The 12,005-nt window shown below is 63.0% G+C and carries 10 protein-coding genes; 8 read left to right on the plus strand and 2 right to left on the minus strand.

All coding sequences use genetic code 11. The features are described from left to right. Window positions 1-110: 110 nt before the first annotated feature. Window positions 111-2,330 (minus strand): primosomal protein N', encoded by a 2,220-nt coding sequence (locus APH42_RS06830; RefSeq protein ID WP_060493001.1) that lies wholly within the window; start codon window positions 2,328-2,330, stop codon window positions 111-113. Between the two features lie 167 nt (window positions 2,331-2,497). On the opposite strand from APH42_RS06830, the gene rpmE reads away from it, so the two are divergent. The 3 genes from rpmE (at window position 2,498) to APH42_RS06845 (ending at window position 4,983) form a co-directional block, all read left to right on the plus strand. Next, on the plus strand, window positions 2,498-2,713 hold the full coding sequence (gene rpmE, locus APH42_RS06835) for a 50S ribosomal protein L31 (RefSeq protein ID WP_012274639.1): 216 nt from the start codon (window positions 2,498-2,500) through the stop codon (window positions 2,711-2,713). Between the two features lie 2 nt (window positions 2,714-2,715). Continuing rightward, window positions 2,716-3,537, plus strand: a complete 822-nt coding sequence (locus tag APH42_RS06840; RefSeq protein ID WP_012274638.1) for a thermonuclease family protein — start codon at window positions 2,716-2,718, stop codon at window positions 3,535-3,537. A 177-nt stretch (window positions 3,538-3,714) separates the two neighbouring features. Then, window positions 3,715-4,983 carry a malic enzyme-like NAD(P)-binding protein gene (locus APH42_RS06845; protein ID WP_041166616.1) on the plus strand — a complete coding sequence of 423 codons (1,269 nt, stop codon included), beginning with the start codon at window positions 3,715-3,717 and terminating at the stop codon, window positions 4,981-4,983. A gap of 183 nt (window positions 4,984-5,166) precedes the next feature. On the opposite strand, the gene APH42_RS06850 is transcribed toward APH42_RS06845, so the two are convergent. After that, complete coding sequence (locus APH42_RS06850) at window positions 5,167-7,617, minus strand: penicillin-binding protein 1A (protein WP_374701044.1); 2,451 nt, start codon at window positions 7,615-7,617, stop codon at window positions 5,167-5,169. A gap of 181 nt (window positions 7,618-7,798) precedes the next feature. Between APH42_RS06850 and pilM the strand changes: the two genes are divergently transcribed. The 5 genes from pilM to aroK are packed head-to-tail and all read left to right on the plus strand — an operon-like array spanning window position 7,799 to window position 11,935. Next, window positions 7,799-8,680, plus strand: a complete 882-nt coding sequence (pilM, locus tag APH42_RS06855; RefSeq protein ID WP_060493003.1) for a type IV pilus biogenesis protein PilM — start codon at window positions 7,799-7,801, stop codon at window positions 8,678-8,680. Beyond that, the gene (locus tag APH42_RS06860; RefSeq protein WP_060493004.1) at window positions 8,677-9,213 is read left to right on the plus strand and encodes a PilN domain-containing protein; all 537 of its coding nucleotides are present in this window, start codon (window positions 8,677-8,679) and stop codon (window positions 9,211-9,213) included. The genes pilM and APH42_RS06860 overlap by 4 nt, the downstream gene beginning before the upstream one ends. Then, window positions 9,210-10,220 (plus strand): pilus assembly protein PilP, encoded by a 1,011-nt coding sequence (locus tag APH42_RS06865; protein ID WP_012274633.1) that lies wholly within the window; start codon window positions 9,210-9,212, stop codon window positions 10,218-10,220. The genes APH42_RS06860 and APH42_RS06865 overlap by 4 nt, the downstream gene beginning before the upstream one ends. After that, on the plus strand, window positions 10,150-11,412 hold the full coding sequence (locus APH42_RS06870; RefSeq protein WP_012274632.1) for a type IV pilus secretin PilQ: 1,263 nt from the start codon (window positions 10,150-10,152) through the stop codon (window positions 11,410-11,412). Before APH42_RS06865 ends, APH42_RS06870 begins: the two co-directional genes overlap by 71 nt. A gap of 4 nt (window positions 11,413-11,416) precedes the next feature. Beyond that, window positions 11,417-11,935 carry a shikimate kinase AroK gene (aroK, locus tag APH42_RS06875; protein WP_041166614.1) on the plus strand — a complete coding sequence of 173 codons (519 nt, stop codon included), beginning with the start codon at window positions 11,417-11,419 and terminating at the stop codon, window positions 11,933-11,935. The last annotated feature ends 70 nt before the right edge of the window (window positions 11,936-12,005 follow it).

The following is a 12,005-nucleotide window of genomic DNA, read 5'->3' on the forward strand; positions in this document are numbered from 1 at the left end:
TTTCGACCGCAAGCGCGGTGAGCGCCTGGATGCGCAGGTGGAAAAACTGGGCATTATCCGTTGCTGGAAGCGGGTTGCCAACCTTTGGGGCTGCAAAGCAGCGCCAGAGGTCAGTACAGGTCGACCGGGTCGACGTCCAGCGACCAACGCACCTGGCGCCCGCTCGGCATTTGCTCCAACACTAGCAACCAGGCGCTGATCAGTCGATGCAAAGGCGCCCGGGTATTGGCCTGTATCAACAGTTGCGCGCGGTAGCGCCCGGCGCGGCGTTCCATGGGCGCCGGCACCGGGCCCAGCAGCTCTATGCCTGGCAGGCGCTGTTCGGCCACCAGGCGCTCGGCGGCGGCGCAGGCTTCGTCGAGGAAACCTTCGGCCTGCCCCGGCTTGTGCGCTTCGGCACGCAGCAGGGCCAGGTGGGAGTAAGGTGGCAGCCCGGCGGCGCGGCGTTCATCCAGGGCCTGTTCGGCAAAGGCAAAGTAGCCCTGCTCGGTCAACTGCACCAGCAGCGGGTGGTCGGCCAGGTGGGTCTGGATGATGACCTTGCCGGGCTCTTCGGCCCGCCCGGCCCGTCCGGCTACCTGTACGATCAGCTGCGCCATGCGCTCGCTGGCGCGAAAATCACCCGAGAACAGCCCGCCATCGGCATCGAGGATGGCCACCAGGGTCACCCGGGGGAAGTGGTGGCCCTTGGCGAGCATCTGCGTGCCGACAAGGATGCTCGGCTGGCCGCGCTGAATGGTATTGAACAGGTTGTGCATGGCGTCCTTGCGCGCCGTGCTGTCGCGGTCCACGCGCAGGATCGGGTAGTCCGGGAACAGCACCTTCAGGCGTTCTTCGGCACGCTCGGTACCCGCGCCGACCGGGCGCAGGTCGACGTGATTGCACTGCGGGCACTGGTGCGGCAGGCGTTCGTCATAGCCGCAGTGGTGGCAGCGCAGCACGCCAGAGCGCTGATGCACGGTCATGCGCGCATCACAGCGCGGGCACTCGGACAGCCAGCCACAATCGTGGCACAGCAGGGTCGGGGCGAAGCCGCGGCGGTTAAGGAACACCAGCACTTGTTGGCCGGCCTCCAGGGTCTGGCGGATGGCTTGTTGCAACGGGCCGCTGATGCCACTGTCCAGCGGCAAGCTCTTTACATCCAGGCGCAGCATGCGCGGCGGGCGGGCTCCGCCAGCGCGCTGGTTCATGCGCAGCAGGTGGTAGCGGCCGGTTAGGGCGTTGTGCAAGGTTTCCAGCGACGGCGTGGCAGAACCGAGCAGGATCGGGATGTTCTCCTGGTGGGCGCGTACCATTGCCAGGTCTCTGGCGTGGTAGCGCAGCCCTTCCTGCTGTTTATAGGAGCCGTCGTGCTCTTCGTCGATGATGATCAGGCCGGGGTTTTTCATCGGCGTGAACAGTGCCGAGCGGGTGCCGATGATGATGTCGGCCTCGCCGTCGCGAGCGGCCAGCCAGGCGTCCAGGCGCTCGCGGTCGTTGACCGCCGAATGCAGCAGGGCGATGCGGGCATTGAAGCGTTGTTCGAAGCGCGCCAGGGTCTGTGGGCCGAGGTTGATCTCCGGGATCAGCACCAGTGCCTGCTTGCCGGCCTCCAGCGTCTCGCGGATCAGTTGCAGGTAGACCTCGGTCTTGCCGCTGCCGGTGACGCCGGCCAGCAGGAACGCGCCGAAGCCGTCAAAGCCTTCTCGCACGGCGTCGAAGGCATTGCGTTGCTCTTCGTTGAGCGGGAGTTCCGGCTGTGCCAGCCAGTGCTCATGGCGTAGCGCCGGCAGGTGCCGGCGCACCTCGATCTGAACCAGCTCCTTGGCCAGCAGCAAGTCGAGGCTGTCCTTGTTCAGGTTGAGCTTGGTCAGCAGGCTGTGGGCCACGCCGTGCGGGTGCTGGGCCAGGGTCTTCAGGGCGTCGCGCTGGCGCGGCGCGCGGGCGATGCGCGGGTCTTCCAGGCGGGCGCCGGGGGCAATGTGCCAGAAGCGTTCCTGGCGCATTTCAGCGGGTTCGCCCTGGCGCAGCAGCGTGGGCAAGGCCCAGCTCAGGGTGTCGCCCAGGCTGTGCTGGTAGTACTGGGCTGTCCACAAGCAGAACTTGAACAGCGACGCCGGGATGGGAGACACCGGGTCGAGCAAGGCGCTGGCCGGCTTGAGTTTGTCGGCGGGCACTTCACTCTGCGTGCACACCTCCACCAACACGCCGATCATTTCGCGGCGACCGAAGGGCACGCGAATGCGCATGCCCGGGGTCAAGGTCTGGCGTGCCATGCTCGCCGGCGCCTTGTAGTCGAACAGGCGACGCAGCGGGGAGGGCAGGGCAAGGCGCAGGATGACGTCGGACACGCAAAAAGTCTCGGAGGGCGTTACAAGAACTGGCGAGCCTAGCAGACGACGGTCGGTGCAAGCGACATCTTGCGCTGACGGTGTGCTCTGGTATTATTCGCCGCCTAATTACGTGCGGTATTCAACAATTGGTGTTGGGTGGCGGCACGCAGCTCGAGGAAGTGACCATGAAAGAAGGTATCCACCCGAACTACGAAGTAGTTGCAGTCACCTGCAGCTGCGGCAACAAGTTCGAAACCCGTTCGACCCTGGGCAATGTCCTGTCGATCGACGTTTGCAACCTGTGCCACCCGTTCTACACCGGTAAGCAGAAAGTCCTGGACACCGGTGGTCGCGTACAGAAGTTCGCCGACCGCTTCGGTATGTTCGGTACCAAGAAGTAATCATGCGCATGGCGAATCCTTCGGGCTTCGCGTTGTTGCTGAAGAAGGCGCCCCTTGTGGGCGCCTTTTTTGTGGCCGCTATCTGGCATTCTTCGGCCCATGCGTTCTGCCCGCTGCCAGGCAAGCCCCAGTTGGTAGCGGTGCGACAGGTGGTCGATGGCGATACCTTGCGCCTGGCCGATGGCCGCAGTGTGCGGCTGATCGGTATCAATGCTCCGGAAATCGGCCGCAAAGGGCGCAGCAGCGAGCCCTATGCCGAGGCAGCCAAGCGGCGCCTGCAGGCGTTGGTTCAGGAAAGTGACGGGCGTGTCGGGCTGGTGCCTGGCGTTGAATCCAAGGACAAATACGGCCGCACACTGGCGCACGTCTATGGCCGTAATGGCAACAATCTGGAAGCACAGTTGCTTAGCGAGGGCTTGGGTTATCGCGTGGCGGTTGCCCCCAATGTGCGCCTCAACGGCTGCCAGCAGCTCGCGGAGCAAGCCGCGCGCAAGGCGGGTAGCAACCTGTGGCGCCGTTCGCCCGTGGTGCCCGCAAGCGCTGTCAGGCAGTCGGGTTTTGCTTTGGTCGGTGGCCGCATCAAGGGCATCGAGCGCAACCGCGGCGGGGTCTGGCTGACCCTGGACGATGCTGTGGTGCTACAGGTTCCCGCTCGTCTGCAGCGCAACTTCCCTGCCAGCTTCTTCGATAACCTCAAAGGACGCCAGGTCGAAGCGCGTGGTTGGGTGCTGGATCGTTCCCGCAGGGGCGGCCTCAAGCCTGGGCAGCGACGTTGGGTGTTGCCATTGACCGATCCGAGCATGTTGGAGCGAATTTCAGGCTAAAAGATGTAGACATTTCGCTATTGGATTGTACACACTGTGAGCCGTATGCCCCGTGGGTTATAGCGTAAAGTCGTAGGCTAAAGGCCTTGACACAAGTGACCGACCAGTCTTGTGACTCCCCGGCTCTTTGCGTATCCTCGGCGGTCCGTCAGAACAGTAAATAGCGGAATGCCCACCATGTCAGACCTGAAAACCGCCGCTCTCGAATATCACGCTCAACCTCGTCCGGGGAAACTGAGCGTCGAACTCTCCAAGCCCACTGCCACCGCCCGTGACCTCGCCCTGGCCTACAGCCCAGGTGTTGCAGAGCCGGTACGCGAAATTGGCCGTGATCCAGAGCTGGCTTACAAATACACCGGCAAAGGCAACCTGGTTGCGGTGATTTCCGATGGCACCGCCATCCTCGGTCTGGGTGACCTCGGCCCACTGGCTTCCAAGCCGGTCATGGAAGGCAAGGGTGTTCTGTTCAAGCGTTTCGCTGGTATCGATGTATTCGACATCGAGGTCGAGTCGGAAAGCCCGCAAGCGTTCATCGACACCGTCCGCCGCATTTCGATCACCTTCGGTGGCATCAACCTTGAAGACATCAAGGCCCCTGAGTGCTTCGAAATCGAGCGCACCTTGATCGAGCAGTGCGACATCCCGGTGTTCCACGATGACCAGCACGGTACCGCCATCGTTACCGCCGCCGGCATGATCAACGCCCTGGAAATCGCCGGCAAGAAGCTGGAAGACGCCAAGATCGTCTGCCTCGGCGCCGGCGCTGCCGCCATCTCCTGCATGAAGCTGCTGGTGAGCATGGGTGCCAAGGTCGAGAACATCTACATGATCGACCGTAGCGGCGTGATCCACGCTGGCCGTGACGACCTGAACCAGTACAAGGCGCAGTTCGCCCACGCTACTGACAAGCGCACTCTGGCCGATGCCCTTGACGGTGCCGACGTGTTCGTAGGTCTGTCCGGCCCGAACCTGCTGAGCCCGGAAGGCCTGAAGTCGATGGCTGCCAACCCAATCGTGTTCGCCTGCTCGAACCCGGATCCGGAAATCTCGCCAGAGCTGGCGCACGCCACTCGCAGCGACGTGATCATGGCTACCGGTCGTTCCGACTACCCGAACCAGGTCAACAACGTACTGGGCTTCCCGTTCATCTTCCGTGGTGCCCTGGACGTTCGCGCCAAGCGCATCAACGAAGAAATGAAGATCGCCGCTGCTATCGCCCTGAAAGACCTGGCCAAGCTGCCAGTGCCTAAGGAAGTGTGCGAAGCCTACGGTGTCGAAGGCCTGGAGTTCGGTCGTGAGTACATCATTCCGAAGCCGCTGGACGCACGCCTGATCACCGTCGTTTCCGACGCCGTGGCCAAGGCCGCCATCGAATCCGGTGTGGCTACCCTGCCGTATCCGAAGCACTACCCGCTGACCAGCGTGGATGAAGTGTTCAACGGCTGATTGCCGCTGTAGCAACATAAAAAAGCCCCGGCTCGGATGAGCCGGGGCTTTTTGTTGTGCCGTGGAAATGTTTCAGGGTGGCAAGGTGCTTGTGATGAGACTGTTGGCGCCTATGAGATCGAGCGCCGCGCGGGCGGCGCTCGATTGGCGCGCCCACGCAAATCCTGAGTCAGACACCCTGCTTCAGAACAGATCCATCGGCGCTGCTTCATCGGCTGGCAGCGGGCTGCCCGGTGCCGCGCCATTGCCCAGCTCGTCCACCGATGGCGGCGAGTCTTCGGCCTTGAACAGCTCGAAGTAGGCATTCGGTGTGCTCGGCGAGGCGGCGCGCCCGCTGACCGGGTCCACCCGCAGGCTGAGGATGCCTTCCGGTTCTGCTGGCGCATGCGCCGGTTTGTCCTTGAGCGCCGCGCCCATGAAACTCATCCAGATCGGCAGCGCCGCCGTACCGCCGTACTCGCGGCGACCGAGCGTTTCTGGCTGGTCGAAACCGACCCACACGGTCGTCACGTAGTCGGCGTTGTAGCCCGAGAACCAGGCGTCCTTGGATTCGTTGGTGGTACCGGTCTTGCCCGCCAGGTCGGTACGGCCCAAGGCCAGTGCCCGGCGACCGGTACCGCGCTTGATCACGTCCTGCAGCATGCTGGTGAGGATGTAGGTGGTACGCCCGTCGACGATCTGTTCGGCTATCGCCGGCGCTTGTGGTGCAGTTGCCACCTGACTGAAGGCAGGCGGTGCTTCGCCTGGCATGGCGGCGGTGCTGATTGGCTGCTCGGGTGCGGCCAGGCCAGCCTGGTCCTCGGCACCTTGCGGTACGCGGGCTGGGTTGGAAGTAAACAGCGTCTCGCCGCTGCGGCTTTCGATGCGGTCGATCAGGTAAGGGGTGATCTTGTAGCCACCGTTGGCAAAGGTGCTCCACCCGGTGGCGATTTCCATCGGGGTCAGGGTGGCGGTACCCAGTGCCAGCGACAGGTTGCGCGGCAGGTCCTGCTTGTTGAAGCCGAACTTGGCGATGTAGTCGATGGTGCGGTCCACGCCCATGGCCTGCAGCAGGCGGATCGACACCAGGTTGCGCGATTTGTACAGCGCCTCACGCATGCGGATCGGGCCGAGGAAGGTGTTGGTGTCGTTCTTCGGCCGCCACACTTTATCCACCGACTCGTCAACGAACACGATCGGCGCATCGTTGACCAGGGTGGCGGCGGTGTAACCGCTGTCCAGCGCGGCGCTGTAGATGAATGGCTTGAAACTAGAGCCAGGTTGGCGCTTGGCCTGCATGGCGCGGTTGTAGTTGCTCTGCTCGAACGAGAAGCCGCCGACCAGGGCGCGGATGGCGCCGTTGTAGGGGTCAAGGGTAACCAGTGCACTCTGCGCACCGGGCACCTGGCTGAACTTGAACTTGCCATCTTCCAGACGTTGCAAGCGCACCAGGTCACCGACCTGTGCCACGTCGGAAGGCGACTGCGGTGTGCGCCCCTGGGCGTTGCTGTTGATGAACGGGCGCGCCCATTTCATGGTGTCCCAAGCAACCTGTGCTTCCTGGCCGTCACGGGTCAGCACTTTGAGGCCGGTTTTTTCAACTTGAGTGACAATGGCTGGCTCCAGGCCGCCGAGGGTGCGTTGTTTGCCCAGTTCCTGCAGCCAAGCTGCCTGGGTACGGCCCGGGAAGCGTGCTTCAGGGCCGCGGTAACCGTGGCGTTCGTCGTAATCGGAAAGCCCGTTGAGGACGGCCTTGTTGGCCATTTCCTGCATGTCGCTGGGCACGGTGGTCGTGACGCGGAAGCCCTCGGTATAGGCCTCGCTGCCGTAACGGCCGACCATTTCCGCGCGGGCCATTTCAGCGATGTACGGGGCATTCACTTCAGGCGTCGGTACGTGGTAGCTGGCGTTGAGCGGCTCGGCCAAGGCGGCCTGGTAGCTGGCCTCGTCGATCTTGCCCAGCTTGTACATGCGGCCGAGGATCCAGTCGCGGCGTTCCTTGGCACGTGCCGGGTTGGCCAGTGGGTTGAAGCGCGACGGTGCTTTGGGCAGGCCGGCGATCATCGCCATCTGCGCCAGGCTCACGTCACGGATCGACTTGCCGTAGTACACCTGCGCAGCGGCGTCGATACCGTAGGCGCGGTTGCCCAGGTAGATCTTGTTCACGTACAGCTCAAGGATTTCGTCCTTGGTCAGCTCACGCTCGATTTGCAGGGCCAGCAGGATTTCGTTGGTCTTGCGCGAGAAGCTGCGCTCGCTGGTGAGGAAGAAGTTCTTCGCCACCTGCATGGTGATGGTGCTGCCGCCGGTCTGGATGTGCCCGGTTTTCACCAGCTGGGTCGCGGCACGCATCAGGCTGCTGGGGTCTACACCATAGTGGTTGAGGAAGTTGTCGTCCTCAGCTGACAGCAGCGCCTGAATGAATTGTGGGGGAATTTCCGCGAAGCGGATCGGCGAGCGGCGCATTTCGCCGAATTCGGCAATCAGCTTGCCGTCGCTGCTGTACACCCTGAGTGGGATCTGCAACTGGATGCTTCTGAGTGACTCGACCGAGGGCAGGCTGGGGCTAAGATACAGAAACGCACCGCTCACACCGAGTACGAGCGCGCAGATGACTGCGACGGATGACCACCAGAAGAACTTCAGCAGACGTATCAAGGCTTTTCGGTGTCCAGGTTGGGAGTGGATTGCACGCGGGTCCGGCGGACCAAAAAACGCTGGGCATTATAAGCATTTTTTCGCCTCTCCGGGTTACCGGCCAGGCTACCCGTCGCCTCGATGGATAGCCTCGGCCCAGTGTTGCCGCGGGGTTGCCACAGACAGCAGGGAAGTCGCGATGCTTGGACGCTTCGGCAAGGATGCCGGTTCACTCGTGGGGGTGGAAATTGCCCCGGATGCCGTTCGCATGCTGCAACTGCAGCAGCGCAATCGACGCTGGCGGGTGGTGGGGTCGGCACAAGAACCGCTTATGGCACCGCTGGGTGATGATTGGGTGGCGGAGCCTGATGCAGTGGTGGCTGCGTTACAGCGCGCCTACCAGCGTAGCGGGCTCAAGCAGCGCCGGGTGGCGCTGGCATTACCGGCCAGCCAGGTCATCTGCAAACTGTGCCACCTGCCTGCGCAACAGAACGAAGCGCAGTTGGAGGCGCGGTTGCTGGCCGATGCTGAGCGGCTGTTTCCGTTTCCACTGGAAGACCTGGCCCTGGATTTTCAGGTCTTGGGGGCTTCCAGTGTTCAGCCAGGCTGCAGTGAGGTGATGGTTGCTGCCTGTCGGCAGAGCGCGCTGGCGTCACTTGAATCAGTGGTCGAGGCGGCGGGCTTGCAGTTGGAAGCCGTCGAGGTCGACAACATTGCTTTGTGCCGCATGTTGCCACGGGGCGGCTCGGAGGGGGCGGCGTTGTTGCGTGTCGACGCTCGCAGCCTGACCCTCTATGACTGGCTGCCGGGCAGGGTATACCAGCGCCGTGAGCTGCCAGTCTCCGGTTTGGAGACTAGCGGGCTGTTGCCAGAGCATTTGCAGGCGCTGCTGACCGAAAAAAACCTGCCTGCGGGCTTGTGGATTAGCAGCAGCTCAGCGATTGACTCAGGCTGGTTGCAAGGGCTTGGCAATCGGCTGAACCTGCCGTGCAGGTGCCTGCCCGGCCTGACGGGGCTTGAGCATGTCGATGGGTCGATGCTCCTGGCCTGTGCCTTGGCCGTGGGAGGGTTGCGCCCATGATGCGGTTAAACCTTCTGCCATGGCGTGAACGGCGGCGTCAGGCGGCGCTGCGGCGTTTTCGCGGCCAGCTGGTTGCTGGCGCTTTACTGGCCTTGTGCGCCGTGATGCTGGTCGATCAATTGGCCCGCCAGCGCGGGCAGCAGCAGGCGCTGGCCAATACCCAGTTCCAGGCTGCCCTTGAGGAGCTGGACGAGCAGTTGCGGCCGCTGGCCGATGTACGCACGCAGCATGCAGCATTGCTCGCCCGGGCCTCGGCGCTGGAAGGCTTGCGTGCCCACCAGGGGATGTTGGCCGGTCTGTTCGCTGACCTTGAGGGGGCTTTGCCTGAAGGTGTGCAACTCCTTGAGCTCAGCCTTGAAAGCGGCCGCCTGCAGATGACCGGCTTGGCTGCATCCGGTGCTGTGGTTGCGCAGTTCATGCGTGACTTGAACCGCTCGAGCGTTTTGCTCGATTTGGAACTCAAGCGCATCAAGAGCCTGCCGGGCGGCGATGAATTCCTGCTGACCGCGCGCGTTTCGGCGTTTTGGTCGTGAGTACTGCACAGCTTCTCGCTTGGTTGGCTGTGGTCGAGCGCTCCGATCGCTGCCGACGACTGGCGCCAGCGCTGGTAGCCGCTGTGTTGTTCAGCCTGGGCTGCGCGATGCGCCTGCCGGCACTGATTCAGCAGCAGTCACGCGAGGATGTCAGGTACGCCGAATTGAATCAGAGGCAGGCAGCCAGTGCATTGCGGTTGGCCGAGCTTGAGCAGTTGCGGGCTGCTGTGGTGGCCGCCGAGCAGCGGTTGCAGGAGGCGCGCTGGCAACTGGCTGGCGGGGAGGGCATGAGTGACCTGCTTGAGCGCCTGGCGGTGACGGGGCATGCGCAGGGTTTGCTGGTCGAGCGCCTCGATGTCGATAAGGGCGAGCAACAGGCTGGTTTGCGCAAAGTGCCGCTGGAGTTGCAAGTGGTGGGGCGTTACTCAGCCTTGCGGTTGTGGTTGGACGACTGGTTGGGGCAGGTGCGAGTGCTGCACAGCGATGACATGAGCCTGGCTGCCGTTGATCGCCAGCCTGGGCTGTTGCGCCTGCGGTTGCGGGTTTATGCCTATGACGCGCCCGCACCCATGAAGGCACCTGCGATGCTGGCGCGGCTACCGGCAAGGGCTGCAATGGCTGCGCCTGCCGTAGACCCGTTTGCCCCTGTGGCGGCGCGGTTGACCGCAACGGGGCTGGCCGGTGTGCCGCTGGCGCAGCTGGAGATGGTCGGTAGCCTGGCGCGCGGGGCGGCACGCGAAGCATTGCTGATGGCGGCTGGCAGGCTTTACCGCGTGCGCCCAGGTGACCGGGTAGGGCGTGATCAGGGGGTGGTGGCGTACATCGACCAACGTCAGGTCGAAGTGCGGGAGCGGCTGTTCATGGCGGGGGAGTGGCACGAACGCACGGCGTTCATCACCCTTGCCAAGCGCCTGGGCAAGGAGGCCTCGGACCAGAATGAAAACGTGGATGAAATATCTGCTGGCAACCCTGCTGTCGGTTCCGCTGGCGTCGGCGACGTCTTATGAGGGTGAGCCGCTGTCGTTGAACTTTCAGGATGTAGAGGTGCGCGCGGTACTGCAGGTACTGGCGGACTATGCCGGGGTAAACCTGGTAGCCAGCGATGCGGTGCAAGGCAACGTGACGATGCGCTTGCAGGACGTGCCGTGGGATCAGGCACTGGACCTGGTGTTGCGCAGCAAGGGCCTGGCTCGGCGCCAGGAGGGTAATGTGCTGTTGGTGGCGCCTGCCGCCGACTTTGCCGCACAGTCAGCCGGGACCCGTGCGGGGCAAGTGCTGGAAGCGCAGTTGCAACCTTTGCGTCGGGAACTGCTGCCTATCCACCACGCCAAGGCTGCCGATTTGGCGGAGTTGCTACAGTCGAGCCTGGTGGGTGACGGTATTCTCACGGGTAGCCTGAGTGTCGATGAGCGCACCAATACCCTGGTGGTGCACATGCCTGCCGACCGCCTGGCCGAATTGCGGCAACTGGTGACGCAGTTGGATGTGCCGGTGCGCCAGGTAGCGATCGAGGCGCGTATCGTCGAGGCCAACGTCGATTACGAGAAGAGCCTGGGGGTGCGCTGGGGCGGGCCGCTATACGGCGCGCAACTGCGGCCAGGCAAAGAATTGTTCGTCGATCTCGGCGTCGAGCGTGCCGGCGGCAGTATCGGCCTTGGGTTATTGCGCGGGGACGTGTTGCTGGACCTTGAGCTCAGCGCCATGGAAAAGAGTGGTAACGGCGAGATCATTTCGCAGCCCAAGGTGGTCACGGCCGACAAGGAAACGGCGAGGATCCTCAAGGGAACCGAGGTGCCTTACCAGGAAACCAGCCAAAGCGGTGCGACCTCGGTATCTTTTCGCGAAGCGTCGCTGTCGTTGGAAGTTACCCCGCAGATCACCCCGGACAATAAGGTGATCATGACCGTCAGGGTGACCAAGGACGAGCCGGATTACGTCAATGCCTTGAACAACGTACCGCCGATCCGCAAGAACGAGGTAAATGCCAAGGTTCGTGTGGCTGATGGCGAAACGATCGTGATTGGTGGCGTTTACTCGACTTCGCAAAACAATGTGGTCGACAAGGTGCCATTTTTCGGCGATCTGCCGTATGTTGGGCGGCTGTTTCGACGCGATGCATTACAAGAGAAAAAATCCGAGCTGCTGGTCTTCCTGACTCCGCGTATCATGAGTGACCAGGCGATTGCTGTGAGTCGTTGATTCTGTGCGAAATTTGATACTTGTGGGGCCCATGGGCGCTGGTAAAAGCACCATCGGACGCCTATTGGCCAAAGAGCTGCGCCTGCTGTTCAAGGATTCCGACAAGGAAATCGAACTGCGATGCGGCGCCAACATCCCGTGGATTTTCGACAAGGAAGGCGAGCCGGGTTTCCGTGATCGCGAGCAAGCGATGATCGCCGAGCTGTGCGCGCTCGACGGCGTGGTCCTGGCCACCGGCGGCGGCGCGGTGATGCGTGAAGCCAACCGTCAGGCGCTTTATCGGGGAGGCCGGGTGATCTACCTGCATGCTTCGGTGGAGCAGCAGGTCGGGCGCACCGCGCGCGACCGCAACCGCCCGCTGCTGCGTACCGCCAATCCCGAGGCAACCTTGCGTACCTTGCTGGAAACCCGCGACCCGCTCTACCGCGAAATCGCCGACCTGGTCGTGGAAACCGATGAGCGGCCGCCACGCATGGTGGTGATCGATATTCTTGAGCGCTTGCAGCAGTTGCCGCCCCGTTAACCCGGGACTATTCTCGGCCACCAGCCGGGGCGAGGTTCAACGTTACCGCGCAGGTTGCCCGAATGGCGCC

This window comes from Pseudomonas sp. NBRC 111140 (assembly GCF_001320885.1).
Classification (GTDB): domain Bacteria; phylum Pseudomonadota; class Gammaproteobacteria; order Pseudomonadales; family Pseudomonadaceae; genus Aquipseudomonas; species Aquipseudomonas putida_P.